Below are 14502 nucleotides of genomic sequence, written 5' to 3' on the forward strand. Positions count from 1 at the left end.
GCGGAGGTATGCCGATGACCGATCAAGCCACGGATCCCGTCCTGCTCTACGACGGCGTCTGCGGATTCTGCAATCGGTCGGTGCGGGCCATCATCCGGTTCGACCGGCACGGTGCCCTGCGATTCGCGGCCCTGGACAGTGACTTCGCCCGCGAGGTTGTGGCGCGTCATCCGGAACTGGCCGACGTCGATTCGATGGTGTACGTGGAGAACCCCGGCCGGCCCGATGAGCGGGCCATCGTCCGTTCGGCGGCATCCCTGGCGGTGTACCGATACCTCGGCGGGGCCTTCCGGCTACTGCTGCTGTTCGGCCTGATCCCGGCGAAGGTGCGCGACTGGGGCTACGACCGGTTCGCGGCCGTGCGCTACCGGGTGGCGGGGAAGTACGACACCTGCCCGATCCCACCGCCGAGCGTGCGCGCCCGCTTCATCGACGCCTAAACCGGGCGGCGGCGCACCCACGGGACCGCGGAGCCGCCCGCGCCCACCACCAGCATCGCCAGCCACAGCAGGTGGGCGGCCAGCACCGCCCGCCGCGGACCGGGAGGCTGTCCGGGGGCACGCCCGCCGACCCGGTACAGGGTCAGCGCCGAATCCCGGTAGGCGACCGGCAGCCGCTTCAAAGTCTTCTCGGCAGAACCGGATTCACCCCCGTCGCTGGTCTCCTTGACCACCCACCCCACCCGGTGCACGCCGAGCGCCGCCGGTTCGGCCCCGGCCAGCAGGGCCTGCTGCACCGCCCGGGCTCGGGTGCCCTCCCCGGGCACGGTCCGCCCGCCGACACTCAGATCGCCGGTGGCGAACACGTCGGCCCGCACCCACCGCGGCAGCGGGTCGAGTACCGGCGCCGGTCCCGCCCAGTCGAAGCGACGCAGCGTGTCGGCCGGCAGCACGGCCACCGGGCGCGGATCGGCGTTGATCTTGGCCGCCACCTCCGCCCAACCGGGCGGATAGTGCACCGGCGTGAGCCGCCCGGCCACCCCCCAGGCCAGATCGGGCAGCACCAGGACCAGTGCGAGACAACACACCGCCGCCGCCCGGGCCGGCGGCAGTCGGTCGCGCAGGCCCGCGATCGCCCCGGCGGAGGCCAGCGCATAACCCGGCATCGCCAACGCCACCCACTTCTGGCCGTCGCGCAGCACCCCGAGTCCCGGGGCGATGTCGCTCGCCCAGCGCAGGATCGCCAACCCCGCACCGGTGGCCGACACTGCCAGCAGCAGCACCGTCGCACCGGCCAGGATCAGCAGCGGCCGGGCGGTGGGCAGGTCGCGTACCGTCGTCCACCCCAGGCCCACCACGCTCAGCAGCACCACGGTGGCCAGCAGCGCGAAGACCGTCGTCCGCGAACCCGGCACCGCGTCGGCGTTCCAGATGCCGCCGAGGCCCGCCAGACTGCCCAGGGTGCCCAGGCCGGGCTCGGCGCGGGCGGCGAAGGCCGCCACGCCTTCGGCTTCACCGTGGGCGGAACCGGCGCCCACCACCGTGGCCATCAGCCAGGGCAGGGCGGCGGTCGCCGCGATCGCCACGGCACTGACTGCGCACCACCAGCGCGGCGGCCCCGACCCCGGGGCGGCGACGCACACCAGCGCCACCACCGCAGCCAGCAGCAGGCCGGTCGGGGTCAATCCGGCCAGCGCCAGAAAGAACACCAGCCCGAACAGTCCCGGTAGGGGTTCCGCGGGCCCCGAACGCAGCCCCAGCATGGCCACCGCCACCCACGGCAGGCAGCCGTAGCCGACCAGCAGGCTCCAGTGCCCCTGCAGCAGCCGTTCGGCCACGTAGGGATTCCAGATCGCGACCGTCACCGCCACCAGTTGCCCGGGCAGCCCGGCATCGGGCAGTACCGCCGCCACCAGCCGTGCCGCGCCGAAACCGGCCAGCCACAGGCCCGCGAACAGCAGCGCCTTGACCACGATGCCGCCGTCGAGCACATGTGAGGCCAGCGCCACCGCGAAGTCCTGCGGTACGGCCCGCGGCGCGCTCTCGCCCAGCCCCAGCGCGGCGTCGGTCAGATATGACCGCGGCGTGGAGACCGCGTCGCGCAGCAACAGGTACCCGGGGCGCAGCAGCGGCGCGCCGATGAGCACGGTGAGTCCGAGTGCATAGCAGGGCGCTATCCAGCGCCGGGCCCGCACCACCGGACGACTACGTCGGGTCGGAAGCCGAATCCGCGGCGCCGCGATCGGGCGGGGTCGACTCGGTCTTCGCCGGCGGCGGATCCAGCTGGGGCCGCTGAGCCGGGATCTTCTCGGTCTCGGCCTCGGCGCCGGAGGGACGCTCGGCCGTCGGTGCCTTGGGCACGAAACCGCCGAAGAAGCCGCTGTCGTCGGAACCGTGCCGGCCCCGGCGGCCCAGCGCGGCCTCGGCGGGCAGGCTGAACCAGCCGACCAGGACGCCGCCGATCAAGCAGATCAGTCCGGCGGCGGTGAAGGTGATCGGCAGGATCCGCGACCACAACGCCACCCGGTCGCGCTCGTTGCGGGCCGCGTTGACCTGCGCCTCGATCGTCTCCTCGGAGCTGGTGACGGTGTAGTCGGCCAGCGCCACCTCGGGCTTGAGCGGGTCGCGGGCGTAGTAGTGGTTGGCGTGCACCTTCGACTTGACGATGGTGCCCGAGACCGGGTCCACCCACATCACGCGCTGCGCGGCGTAATACCGCGTCATGGTGATCTCTTCGTCGGGGTCGGGACCGTCGATGTTCCACACCCGCGCGCTGGTGGTGATCTCGCCGTCCTCGTCGTGGCCGTACAGCGACGGGTAGCGCACCGGCTCGGACAGCGCCCCGTCGGGGTCGTAGCCGACGCGCTGCTCGAACCGGTAGGTCGCCAGTCCGTTGACGTCGTCCTCGCCGTCGTAGTTGGCCTCGAAGGCCTTCTGTGCGATCGGGTCGAAGAATTCGTACGACTGCTTCTGGGTGTTGAACGGGAACCGGTAGGACAGCCCCTCGTGCGGCAGCGCGATGTTGGTGGGCGGGCTGTCGTCGTCGTAATTGCGCGGCCGCTGCACCGAACCGCCGGGGTGGGTGTCGTCGGAGACCGCTTCGCCGGAGGTGCGGTTCATGGTCACCGTGTCGACGATGGCCAGCAGCAGGCCGGTGTCCTTCTGCCGGTCCGCGCGCCGCAGCGACGAGCCGGCCTGCAGGGTGACCACGTCGGCGTTGGCGGGGGATTCGACCCCGATCTGCTGCTGGGCGACCAGCGGGACGTCCTGGTCGACGACCGCGTGCTCCCCGCCGAGGGACTCCGGGTCCAGCGCCGCACCGCTGCCGTTGCTGATCAGCGTGACGTCGATGTCGAGCGGGATCTTGGAGATCTTGCCCGCGGTGTAGGTGGACAGCAGCAGCGCGGCAATCAGCAGTGCGGCGCCGAGGCCCATGACTGCGCATGCCGCGATACGCATCATGACTGCTCGGTTCACGTGGCCGTACCCTCCTTTATCACCCCGCACCTAAATCTGTTCGACCCTAACAGCAGATCGCCCAACAGCTACTGTGTGTCCATCGATGTCCCGGAGTCCGATCAGATGAATCAGCAGGTCGGCGGCGTGCGCAGTTTCCTGCCCGCCGTCGAGGGCATGCGTGCCTGTGCGGCGATCGGCGTGGTCATCACCCATGTGGCGTTCCAGACCGGGCATTCCTCGGGGATCAGCGGCCGGCTGTGGAGCCGGTTCGACATGGCCGTGGCGGTGTTCTTCGCGCTCAGCGGTTTCCTGCTGTGGCGCGGGCATGCCGCGGCCGCCCGTGGGCTGCGGCCGGCACCGAAAGCGGCGCACTACCTGCGGTCCCGCGTGGTGCGGATCGCGCCGGCCTACCTGGTGTCGGTGGTGGTGATCCTGGCGTTGCTGCCCGACGCCGGCGACGCCAGCCTGACGGTGTGGCTGGCGAATCTGACGATGACGCAGATCTATGTGCCGTTGACGTTGACGCCGGGGCTGACCCAGATGTGGAGCCTGGCGGTGGAGGTCAGCTTCTACATCACGCTGCCACTGCTGGCGCTGTCGGCGCGGCGGCTGCCGGTGGCGGCCCGGATACCGGCGATCGCCGCGGTGTCGCTGCTCAGCCTGGGCTGGGGATTCCTGCCGATCCACACCCCCTACGGGGTCAATCCGCTGAACTGGGCGCCGGCCTACGGCTGCTGGTTCGGGGCGGGCATGTTGCTGGCCGAGTGGGCCTACAGCCCGGTCGGCCGGGTCCACCGGCTGGCCCGCAATCGGTGGCTGATGGCGGCGGTGACGCTGGTGGCGTTCCTGGTGGCCGCGTCCCCGCTGGCCGGGCCGGAGGGGCTGACGTCGGCCACCGTCGGCCAGTTCATCGTGCGGACCGCGATGGGCGGCGTGCTGGCCTGGGCGCTGCTGGCACCGCTGGTGCTGGACCGCCCCGACACCCCGCACCGGCTTTTGGCCAGTCCGGCGATGGTGACGTTGGGCCGCTGGTCCTACGGCATCTTCATCTGGCACCTGGCGGCGCTGGACATGGTGTTCCCGGTGATCGGCCGGTTCGCCTTCACCGGGGACATGGCCGTGGTGCTGGCGCTGACGCTGGTGTTCACCGTGGCGATCGCCTCGGTCAGCTACGCGCTGGTGGAGCAGCCGTGCCGGGAGATGCTGCGCGCCTGGGAGTTGCGCCGCCGAGCGCCGGAGAAATCTCAGGCGGCGCGGCCCGACGGGGTGTATTCGGAGGCGTCGCTGGTGAATTCGGCGGCCCCGTAGGTCGCCAGCCGGTACTTGAGCAACCGCTGCAGGTAGGCGTTGGTGACCCCGCGCAGTGCGGGCACACGCATCGCGCGTTGCACCACGAAGATGCGGCCGAGGATGAACGGTGCGCACACCGCGGCGCGCGCGTAGTCGCCGGCGCTGAGTGTCACGCCCATCTTGGCGGCCACGTCCTTCTTGCCGCCGCTGAACATCCGGACGAAGAACAGCTTGCTGTAGCTCTTCTCGACGCTGTCGGCGATGCGTTCGCGCAGCGTGTCGTTCGGGCGCAGGTAGGCGGCCATGGTCGAGCGGACCATCTCCCCGCAGGTGGCGTCGTCGAAGTCGTCGCGCAGCAGCGCCGCCCGGGCGGTGAGCACCCGGATGATCTCCTCCGGGGTCCGCGGCAGCAGTTCTTCGGGCAGACCGAGCAGGAAGTTGCGGTAGTGGGTGAACTCCACCACGGCACGCTCGCTCTCGGTGAACTCGGTGCGGCCCTCACGGCGGGCGTCCATGGCCATCAGGAAGAGGTTGATCATCCCGGCCGGCATCTGGTCGACCTGCGGGATCGGCATGCCGTAGACGGCGACGTCCCACTTCGGGGACCGCTTGAGGGCGTTGAACCGAACCATCGAGTGCATCAGGCGCACCATGGCCGCGGCCTCGAAGCCCGGGCCGTGCCGGTCCAGCGCACCGGGCAGCGTGGTGACGGTGAAGAAACTGGTGGTCTCGTTGACCCGGCGGGCGGCGCGCTTGCCGCTCAACGCGCCGGTCAGCGCCATCGGCAGCGCCGCGTAGGTGTTGATGAACGTCGCGATGAACGACCCGCGGACCACGAACGGCGCCAGCAGCGCCATCGGGAGCTGGGATTCTTCGGCGCCGCGGCGCACCAGGTCCATGTCCAGCCAGTCCGGGATGACCTCCATGTCGGCGATCAGCGCGGCCAGCTCGTCCGGTGCATCCGGCACCGCGTCGATTCCCTTGCGGCAGGCCGTCTTCAGCATGCCGATCAGTTCGGTGACGCTGTAGCGGCCCATCAGTGCGGCGTAGGAGTCGGCCACCACATCGCCCAGCCAGGTCGCCGTCGAGATCAGTTCGACCGCGGCGTCGTCGGCCAGCAGGGCTTCGCGGGTCCCGGGCTTGGCGCGCAGCGACGACAGGTCGTCGGGGTCGGTGGTGGTGCGGTAGGGCTGGGAGTCGAAGTCCAGCTCGCCGTAGAGCTCCGGCAGCAGATCGGCCTGACGGCGAACGCGCTCATGCAGCTGCGGGTAGTGCGTGGGCAGCTTGGGCAGCGTGGACACAGAGAACCTCCGAAATAACTAACAGTTTGTGAGTTACAGCCAACAGAACGGTGGGCGGCCTTGTCAAGCGGGTTCGGTCAGGCCGGTTGCCCGGCCGGGGTGTAGTCGGCGGCGTCGCTGGTGAACTCGGGCACCCCGTAGGTCTTCAACCGGTATTTCAACAGCCCGAGGATGTAGTCGTCGACGTACGGCCGCAGCAGCGGATAGCGGTCGGCCTGCTGCACCGCCAGGATGCGGCCGACGATGAACGGGGCGGTCAACCCGATCCGGACGACGTCGTCCAGCCCGATCGGTACGCCCATCGACGCCGCGATGGACCGGTCCCCGCTGCAGAACGCCTTGATGAAACCGGCCTTGCTGTAGCTGCGCTCCACCGCATCGGCGATGCGTTCGCGCAGCGAGTCGTTCGGGCGCAGGTAGGCGGCCATCGTGGAGCGGATCATCTCGCCGCAGGTGGCGTCGTCGAAGTCGTCGCGCAGCAGTGCGGCGCGGGCGTGGAAGACCCGGATGATCTCCCCCGGCGTGCGGGGCAGCAGCTCGTCGGGCAGTCCCAGCAGGAAGTTCCGGTAGTGGGTGAATTCCACGACGGCGCGTTCGCGGCTGCTGAACTCGGTGCGGCCCTGGCGTTGCGCGGTCAGCGACATCAGATACAGGTTGATCATCCCGGCCGGCATCTGATCGACCTGCGGGATCGGCAGCCCGTAGACGTCGACGTCCCATTTCGGGGAGCGTTTCAGGGCGTTGTAGCGCACCATCGAGTGCATCAGGCGCACCATGGCCGCGGCCTCGAATCCCGGCCCGTAGCGCTCCAGGGCGCCGGGCAGGGTGGTGATCGCGAAGAAGCTGGTGGTCTCGTTGACCCGGCGGGCGGCGCGCTTGCCGCTCAACGCCCCGGTCAGTGCCATCGGCAGCGCGGCATAGGTGTTGACGAAGGTCGCGATGAAGGCGCCGCGGGTGATGAACGGCGACACCAGCGCCGCGGGAATGCGTGACTCGCGGGCGCCGCGGCGCACCAGGTCCATGTCCAGCCAGTCCGGGGTGTCCTCCATCGCGGCGATGAACGCGTGCAGTTCCGGCGGGGCGTCGGGGACGGCGTCGATGCCCTTGCGGCAGGCCGTCTTCAGCATGCCGATCAGCTCGGTGACGCTGTAGTCCGACATCAGCGTGGCGTAGGCGTCGGCCACCGCGTCGCCGAGCCAGGTCGCGGTGCAGATCAGCTCCACCGCGGGCTCGTCGGCCAGGTACGGTTCGCGCTCGGCTATCCAGGGCGGTAGCGACGAGGTGTCCTCGGGCGAGGTTGTCGTCCGGTAGGGCTGGACGTCGAAGTCCAGGTCGCCGTAGAGGGCGGGCAGGATCTCGGCCTGGCGGCGGACGCGCTCGGCGAGCTGGGGGTAGTGCGTGGTCATCGGCGGCCTCCGCGTAACTCACAGGTTGTTAGTTACAGCTAACAGAGCGTTAATTATGCTGTCAAGCGTGATCGCGAGCAGTCGGCAGCGGATGACGGGGGAGGCTCGGCGCGAGCAGATCCTCGACGTCACCCACGCGATCGTCGACGCCGAGGGCTTCCACGCCGCGACGCCGAACCGGGTGGCGTCGGACGCCGGCGTGAACCGTTCGCTGATCTATCAGCAGTTCGGCAGTCCCGCAGGACTTTTCGTCGCACTCATCGACCGGGAGGCCGGCCGGGCCGCCGCCCAGTTCACCGCGGCCATCACCGGCACCGAGAACCCCGAGGCCGAAGACTTCCTGACGCGGGTCTTCGAAGGCGTGCTGCGCGCCGTCGACGGCCACGCCGCGACCTGGCGGCTGTTCATGTTCCCGCCGCAGGGCGCGCCCCCGGAGTTACACGAGCGGCTGGCCGCCGCCGAGGCCGCGGTCCGGTCCTTTCTGACCCGGGAGTTGCTGCGCAGCCTGCCGGACCTGGCCGATCCCGACTACACCGCCCGGGTGGTGGCCGCCATCGGCCGTGAACTGCTGCAACTGCGCCTCAGTGAACCCGAGCAGGCCACGCCCGAGCGACTACGCGCCGTGCTCGGCTCGGTGGAACTGCGCACCGGCAGTACCGCGCGGCGGCGGTGAGGTCTCAGTAACCGCCGGAGTGCTCGAAGATCCGGCGCGGGTTGTCGACCAACATGGTGCGTAGCTGATCCTCGGTGACCCCGCGCTGCCGCAGCGCCGGCAGGACGTCGTGGTGGATGTGCAGGTAGTGCCAGTTCGGGGCCGCCGCCGCGCTCAGTTCCCCGGGCAGGGCGTCGAAGTAGCAGTTCGCGTCGTGGGAGAGCACCATCTTGTCGGCGTGGCCGCGCTCGCACATGGCCGCCACCGTGTCGACCCGGTCCTCGAACGGCAGCACCAGATCGATCCCGAAGCGGTCCATGCCCAGGTAGGAGCCGGCGGCGATCAACTCTTCCAGGTAGTCCAGGTCGGTGGTGTCCCCGGAGTGCCCGATCACCACCCGGGACAGGTCCACGCCCTCCTCGGTGAAGATGCGCTGCTGCTCCAGGCCGCGGCGGGTGCCGGCGTGGGTGTGGGTGGAGATCGGCACGCCGGTCTGGCGGTGGGCGGCGGCCACCGCGCGCAGCACCCGCTCGACGCCGGGGGTGACGCCCGGTTCGTCGGTGGCGCACTTGAGGATCGCGGCCTTGACGCCGGTGTCGGCGATGCCGGTCTCGATGTCGCGGACGAACATCTCCGCCATGATGTCGGGGCCGTCGAGCAGGGTGCCCGGGCCGCGGTAGTGGTAGTAGAACGGGACGTCGTTGTAGGTGTAGATGCCGGTGGCCACCACGATGTTCAACTCGGTGCCGGCGGCCACCCGCGAGATCCGCGGAATGTAGCGGCCCAGCCCGATCACCGTCAGGTCCACGATGGTGTCGACCCCGGCGGCCTTGAGTTCGTTGAGTCGGTTGATCGCGTCGGCCACCCGGGCGTCCTCGTCACCCCATTCGTCGGGGTAGTTCTGGGCGATCTCGGTGGTCATCAGGAACACGTGCTCGTGCATCAGGGTGGTGCCGATATCGGCGGTGTCGATAGTTCCGCGGGCGGTGTTCAGCTGCGACATGGGTTGATAGTAGGGAGAATTGGGTCGCGCGCGTGCGGGATCGGGGAGATGCGTCGGTGCCGATGACGACTCAGGACCGCTCCAGCAGGTTGTCGCGGATCCGCGCGTAGGAGTGGGTGAACAGTTCCACTTCGCGGGGGCTCAGCGCGTCGAACAGCCCGGCGCGTACCGCCTGCACGTGGCCGGGCGCGGCGGCGCGCACCTTGTCCAGGCCCGCCTCGGTGAGCTCGGCGAACTGGCCGCGCTTGTCCTCTTCGCACTTGACCTGGCGAACCCAGCCGGCGTCGATGAGCCGTTTGACCGCCCGGGTGATGCCGCTGCGGGTGGTCACGGTGATGTCGGCCAGCTCGTTCATCCGCATCCGGTGTTCCGGGGCCTCGGAGAGCAGCGCCAGCATCTCGAAGTCGGCCAGGCTGATACCGGAATCGTCGGTCAACTGCCGGTCCAGGCTGCGTAGCAACAGCCGCGTGCTGTCGAGGTAGCCCCGCCACATCTGCTGCTCCTCACTGCTGAGCCACCGGGTCGCCATACCCGCAAATAATAGTTGATTCGACCACGATAGGCGAGGTGGGGTCGGGAATTATCCCCAGTAAGAGCCCGGGAATGTTTGAAAAACTAGTTGCGTTCGCAACTATCTGTTAGGGTTCTACACAACGAGCAAGGAGGGCTGCCGTGTCGAGCACCGATATGCAGTTCGGCATCTTCACCGTCGGCGACGTCACCGTCGACCCGACCACCGGTCGCGCGCCGACCGAGGCGGAGCGGATCAAAGCGACCGTGGCCATCGCCAAGAAGGCCGAGGAGGTCGGCCTGGACGTCTTCGCCACCGGCGAGCACCACAACCCGCCGTTCGTGCCGTCGTCGCCGACCACCCTGCTGGGCTACATCGCCGCGCAGACCGAGCGGATCCAACTGACCACCGCCACCACGCTGATCACCACCAACGATCCGGTCAAGATCGCCGAGGACTTCAGCGTGCTGCAGCACCTCGCCGACGGCCGCGTCGACCTGATGCTCGGCCGCGGCAACACTGGACCGGTCTATCCCTGGTTCGGCAAGGACATCCGGGCCGCGCTACCGCTGACGGTGGAGAACTACCAGTTGCTGCGGCGGCTGTGGCGCGAAGAGGTCGTCGACTGGACCGGTGAACACCGCACCCCGCTGCACGGGTTCACGTGCACGCCGCGGCCGCTGGACGGGGTGGCCCCGTTCGTCTGGCACGGATCGATCCGCAGTCCCGAGATCGCCGAACTGGCGGCGCACTTCGGTGACGGCTTCTTCGCCAACCACATCTTCTGGCCGGCGTCGCACACCGAGCGGATGGTCCGGCTCTACCGGCAGCGCTTCGAGCACTACGGGCACGGCAGCGCCGACCAGGCGATCGTCGGCTTGGGCGGGCAGGTGTTCCTGCGGCCCAACAGTCAAGACGCGATCAACGAGTTCCGTCCGTACTTCGACAACGCCCCGGTCTACGGGCACGGCCCGAGCCTGGAGGAGTTCAGCGCCCAGACCCCGCTGACGGTCGGGTCGCCGCAACAGGTGATCGAGAAGACGTTGAGCTTCCGCGACTACGTCGGCGACTACCAGCGGCAGCTGTTCCTCGTCGACCACGCCGGTCTGCCGTTGAAGACGGTCCTCGAACAGCTCGACCTGCTCGGTGAACACGTCATCCCGGTGTTGCGCAAGGAATTCGCCATCGGGCGGCCCGCGCACGTGCCCGGCGCGCCCACGCACCGGTCCCTGGTGGAGGCCGCCCGGCAGCCCGAGATCAGGGAGGCGTCATGAAAGTGATCACGATCAGCGGCGGGCTGCGCGAGCCGTCGTCGACCCGGCTGCTGGCCGACCGGCTCGGCGCGGCGGTAAGCGCCGGACCGGCCGGTGTCGATGTCGAGGTGGTCGAGCTGCGGCTGTTGGCCCGGGCGATCACCGACGCCATGCTGACCGGGTTCGCCGCACCGGAGTTGCAGGAGGTGTTCGACGCGATCGCCGGCTGTGACGGGCTGATCGCGGTGACGCCGACGTTCAACGCGACGTTCAGCGGCCTGTTCAAGTCGTTCTTCGATGTGCTGCCCGAACAGACGCTGCACGGAACGCCGGTGCTGATCGCGGCCACCGGCGGGACCGAGCGCCACAGCATGGTGCTCGACCACGCCCTGCGCCCGATGTTCGCCTACCTACATGCCCTGGTCTCGCCGACCGGGGTCTACGCCGCGACGTCGGACTTCGGTGCGCCCGGGCTGTCCGAGCGAATCACCAAGGCGGCCAACGAATTCACCGGATTGCTAGAACTGCGCGGTCCGCACCGCAACGATACGGTCAGCGCAGAACTCGATGAGATGAACCGCCTGCTCGCAGGCGCCTAACAAAAGGAGTAACGGAGATGACGAAACTGGCGGTTATCTACTATTCGGCCACCGGACACGGCACCGCGATGGCGCAGCGCATCGCCCGGGCCGGCGAGGCGGCCGGCGCCGAGGTGCGGGTGCGGCACATCGCCGAGACGCGTGATCCGGAGACTTTCGCCCAGAACCCGGCGTGGACCGCCAATCACGCCGCGACCAAGGACCTGCCGGCGGCCACCGGAGACGACATCGTCTGGGCCGACGCGGTGATCTTCGGATCGCCCACCCGATTCGGTTCCCCCGCAGCACAATTCCGCAACTTCCTGGACGGGCTCGGCGGGCTGTGGGCCCAGGGTGCCCTGGCCGACAAGGTCTACGCCGGCTACACCTCCAGTCAGACCGCACACGGCGGGCAGGAGGCCACCCTGCTCAACCTCTACGTCTCACTGATGCACTTCGGTGGCATCCTGGTCCCGCCCGGCTACACCGACCCGATCAAGTTCGCCGACGGCAACCCCTACGGGGTCGGGCACATCACCGGCCCGAACAACCAGAACGAGCTCAGCGACGCCACGCTGGACGCCCTCGACCACCTGGCCACCCGGGTGGTGGGAGTGGCCGCCAAACTCGCCGCCGGCTGAGCCCGACCGGCCGGTCAAGCCACCCAGACGGTCTTGAGGTTGCAGAACTCGCGGATGCCCTGCCCCGACAGCTCCCGGCCGTAACCGGATCGCTTGATCCCGCCGAACGGCAGCTCCGGGTAGGACACCGTCATGCCGTTGATGAAGACCTGACCGGCCTCGATCTCGTCGGCGAACCGGCTGATCTCGGCCTCGTCGCGGGTCCAGGCATTGGAGCCGAGCCCGAACGGGGTGGCGTTGGCGATCTCGATGGCCTCATCGATGTCGGCGGCCCGATACACCGATGCGACCGGGCCGAACACCTCCTCGGTGAACAGCGCCATGTCGCGGGTGATGTCGGTGATCACCGTCGGCGGGTAGAACCAGCCCGGGCGATCCAGGCGCTTGCCGCCGCAGCGGATCACCGCGCCGGCGGCCGCGGCGTCGTCGACCTGCTGGGCGACCTCGTCGCGGCCGGATTCGGTCGCCAACGGCCCGACGTCGGTGTTCGGGTCGGTCGGGTCACCGACCCGCAGGGCGGCCATCTGCTCGGTGAACTTCGCCACGAACTCGTCGTAGACATCGGTGTGGACGATGAATCGCTTTGCCGCGATGCAGGATTGGCCATTGTTCTGCACCCGTGCGGTAACCGCGGTGCGGACCGCGGATTCCAGGTCGGCCGACGGCATCACGATGAACGGGTCACTGCCGCCCAACTCCAGCACGGTGTGCTTGACCTCGTCGCCGGCGATCGCCGCCACCGCCCGTCCGGCCGGCTCACTACCGGTCAGGGTGGCCGCCGCCACCCGCGGGTCCCGCAGCACCCGCTCGACGGCACCGGAACCGATCAGCAGAGTCTGGAAGCAGCCGTCGGGAAAACCGGCCCGCGCCAACAGGTCCGCGAGATACAGCGCGGTCTGCGGGACGTTGGAGGCGTGCTTGAGCAGCCCGACGTTGCCGGCCATCAGGGCCGGCGCGGCGAAACGCACCGCCTGCCACAGCGGGAAGTTCCACGGCATCACCGCCAGTACCACGCCCAACGGCTGGTAGCGGGCGAACGCCCGCGACGCGTTGACCTTCGACGCGTCGGCGGCGGCGTCGGCGAGCAGCTGCTCGGCGTGGTCGGCGTAGAAATGGAAGCCCTTGACGCACTTGAGTGCCTCGGCCTTGGCCGAGGCCAGGGTCTTGCCCATCTCGAGTGTCATCATCGCGGCGACGTCGTCGGCCTCGGCCTCGAGCAGGTCGGCCGCGGCGTGCGTCCAGGCGGCGCGCTGCGCGAAGTCGGTGCGGCGGTAGTCGGCGAAGCGGTCCGCCGCCCGCGCGATCGCGGCGTCGATCTGTGCGTCGGTGGCTGCGGTGAACGTTTTCACCGTTTCACCGGTAGCCGGATTGGTCGTGGCGATCGATGGTGCGGACACGGTCCTCCTTCGTCAGGGCGTTGCGGTGTGGCGAGTGCTGTCCAGCCTGCCACCATCGAACCGCGTAGGCTCGCGACGAGCCAGCCTCAGTACATCGATACGGGAGTCTCCGGATGCGTTTCAACCCCCCGCCCAATTGGCCGCCGCCGCCACCTGGCTGGGCGCCGGACGCCAACTGGGCGCCCGATCCGACCTGGCCGCCCCCGCCGCCCGGGTGGCAACTGTGGGTCGACGACGGTCTTGGTACGCCTCCCGGGGCCTACCCGCCGGCCGGGGTGCCGTGGCCGGTGCCGGAGTCTAAGGCCAGGTCACGCACGGTGTTGTGGCTGTCGCTGGCCGCCGCGGCGGTGGTCGTGGTGGTGGTTGCCGGTCTGCTGCTGAGTGTCGGGGGGCGGCTCACCGCCGAGGACAAACCGTCCCGTAAACCCGACATCACCGAGCTGACGTCGGGGATGCTGGTCGAGCGGGCATCCTTCCCCGACCCGACCGGCGGCAAGTGGATCAGCGGGGTGAACAGCGCCGGCGACGCTCCGTCGGAGATGCCGAACCTGACCGTCGACCCGCCCGAATGTGCCGACTTCTACTCGAGCCCGGATTCGGCGACCCAGACGGCCACCGCCACGCTGGCCAAGCTGCAACCCGGCGGCCTGCACTCGATGCGGGTGCGGCTGGCGTTGACCCCCGATCATCCCGACCTGAAGCGGTTCGTGGAGAAGTGCCAGACGTTCACCCAGACCTTCGAGTCGGGCGGACGTTCGGTGACCACCGATATTCAGATGGAAACCCTCGACGTCGACGGAGTGCCGCCGTGGGCGGTGGCCACCGTGATCAGCAGCGCCAGCAAGACGCAGCTGCGGTTGCCGATCTCGATCACCGCGGCGACCATCTCCGGCTATTACCGCGGGGTGCTGGTGATCGCCACCAGCAACGACATCGGACTGCGCAGGGACAACGACAGCGAGGACACCACGCACGCCGAGGACTTGGTGCAGCTGTTCAACACCCAGATCGAAAAGCTGGAAGCCGTCGAATAGCCCTTCTTCGCGACCGTGTCGTTGGGTACGCGACACTC

Annotated in this window: 14 protein-coding genes; 7 read left to right on the forward strand and 7 right to left on the reverse strand. The window is 69.3% G+C overall.

Features of this window, described 5'->3' with window-relative positions; translation table 11 throughout:
• Window positions 1-14: 14 nt before the first annotated feature.
• The gene (locus RCP38_RS00825) at window positions 15-440 is read left to right on the forward strand and encodes a thiol-disulfide oxidoreductase DCC family protein (RefSeq protein WP_308474823.1); all 426 of its coding nucleotides are present in this window, start codon (window positions 15-17) and stop codon (window positions 438-440) included.
• Here the strand turns inward: RCP38_RS00825 and RCP38_RS00830 are convergent.
• Window positions 437-2137, reverse strand: a complete 1701-nt coding sequence (locus RCP38_RS00830; protein WP_308474824.1) for an MmpA family trehalose lipid delivery protein — start codon at window positions 2135-2137, stop codon at window positions 437-439. The genes RCP38_RS00825 and RCP38_RS00830 overlap by 4 nt on opposite strands.
• Before the next feature lie 7 nt (window positions 2138-2144).
• On the reverse strand, window positions 2145-3416 hold the full coding sequence (gene pgfA / locus RCP38_RS00835) for a cell envelope lipid trafficking protein PgfA (protein ID WP_308474825.1): 1272 nt from the start codon (window positions 3414-3416) through the stop codon (window positions 2145-2147).
• A gap of 105 nt (window positions 3417-3521) precedes the next feature.
• On the opposite strand from pgfA, the gene RCP38_RS00840 reads away from it, so the two are divergent.
• Complete coding sequence (locus tag RCP38_RS00840; protein ID WP_308477451.1) at window positions 3522-4706, forward strand: acyltransferase family protein; 1185 nt, start codon at window positions 3522-3524, stop codon at window positions 4704-4706.
• Here the strand turns inward: RCP38_RS00840 and RCP38_RS00845 are convergent.
• Together RCP38_RS00845 and RCP38_RS00850 are read right to left on the reverse strand one after the other, a co-directional pair.
• The gene (locus RCP38_RS00845; protein WP_308477452.1) at window positions 4643-5971 is read right to left on the reverse strand and encodes an oxygenase MpaB family protein; all 1329 of its coding nucleotides are present in this window, start codon (window positions 5969-5971) and stop codon (window positions 4643-4645) included. The genes RCP38_RS00840 and RCP38_RS00845 overlap by 64 nt on opposite strands.
• Before the next feature lie 95 nt (window positions 5972-6066).
• Window positions 6067-7395, reverse strand: a complete 1329-nt coding sequence (locus tag RCP38_RS00850) for an oxygenase MpaB family protein (protein WP_308474826.1) — start codon at window positions 7393-7395, stop codon at window positions 6067-6069.
• A 91-nt stretch (window positions 7396-7486) separates the two neighbouring features.
• Here RCP38_RS00850 and RCP38_RS00855 point away from each other — a divergent pair, with 91 nt between their 5' ends.
• A complete protein-coding gene (locus RCP38_RS00855; RefSeq protein ID WP_308477453.1) occupies window positions 7487-8068 on the forward strand; it encodes a TetR/AcrR family transcriptional regulator in 582 nt (193 codons plus the stop codon).
• A gap of 4 nt (window positions 8069-8072) precedes the next feature.
• Here RCP38_RS00855 and RCP38_RS00860 read toward each other — a convergent pair whose 3' ends face one another.
• Together RCP38_RS00860 and RCP38_RS00865 are read right to left on the reverse strand one after the other, a co-directional pair.
• On the reverse strand, window positions 8073-9050 hold the full coding sequence (locus tag RCP38_RS00860; RefSeq protein ID WP_308474827.1) for a phosphotriesterase family protein: 978 nt from the start codon (window positions 9048-9050) through the stop codon (window positions 8073-8075).
• 70 nt (window positions 9051-9120) lie between these two features.
• Window positions 9121-9579 carry a MarR family winged helix-turn-helix transcriptional regulator gene (locus RCP38_RS00865; RefSeq protein WP_308474828.1) on the reverse strand — a complete coding sequence of 153 codons (459 nt, stop codon included), beginning with the start codon at window positions 9577-9579 and terminating at the stop codon, window positions 9121-9123.
• 158 nt (window positions 9580-9737) lie between these two features.
• On the opposite strand from RCP38_RS00865, the gene RCP38_RS00870 reads away from it, so the two are divergent.
• The 3 genes from RCP38_RS00870 to wrbA are packed head-to-tail and all read left to right on the forward strand — an operon-like array spanning window position 9738 to window position 12033.
• Window positions 9738-10835, forward strand: coding sequence for an LLM class flavin-dependent oxidoreductase (locus tag RCP38_RS00870; RefSeq protein WP_308477454.1), 1098 nt, complete (start codon window positions 9738-9740; stop codon window positions 10833-10835).
• Entirely contained in the window at window positions 10832-11413 is a 582-nt protein-coding gene (locus RCP38_RS00875; protein WP_308474829.1) for a CE1759 family FMN reductase, read from the forward strand. Before RCP38_RS00870 ends, RCP38_RS00875 begins: the two co-directional genes overlap by 4 nt.
• A 17-nt stretch (window positions 11414-11430) precedes the next feature.
• Window positions 11431-12033, forward strand: coding sequence for an NAD(P)H:quinone oxidoreductase (wrbA, locus tag RCP38_RS00880; RefSeq protein WP_308474830.1), 603 nt, complete (start codon window positions 11431-11433; stop codon window positions 12031-12033).
• A gap of 14 nt (window positions 12034-12047) precedes the next feature.
• On the opposite strand, the gene RCP38_RS00885 is transcribed toward wrbA, so the two are convergent.
• Window positions 12048-13430 (reverse strand): NADP-dependent succinic semialdehyde dehydrogenase, encoded by a 1383-nt coding sequence (locus RCP38_RS00885; protein ID WP_308474831.1) that lies wholly within the window; start codon window positions 13428-13430, stop codon window positions 12048-12050.
• A 113-nt stretch (window positions 13431-13543) separates the two neighbouring features.
• Here RCP38_RS00885 and RCP38_RS00890 point away from each other — a divergent pair, with 113 nt between their 5' ends.
• On the forward strand, window positions 13544-14464 hold the full coding sequence (locus RCP38_RS00890; RefSeq protein ID WP_308474832.1) for a hypothetical protein: 921 nt from the start codon (window positions 13544-13546) through the stop codon (window positions 14462-14464).
• The last annotated feature ends 38 nt before the right edge of the window (window positions 14465-14502 follow it).

It is taken from the genome of Mycolicibacter sp. MU0083, assembly GCF_963378075.1.
GTDB classification, from domain to species: Bacteria; Actinomycetota; Actinomycetes; order Mycobacteriales; family Mycobacteriaceae; genus Mycobacterium; species Mycobacterium kokjensenii.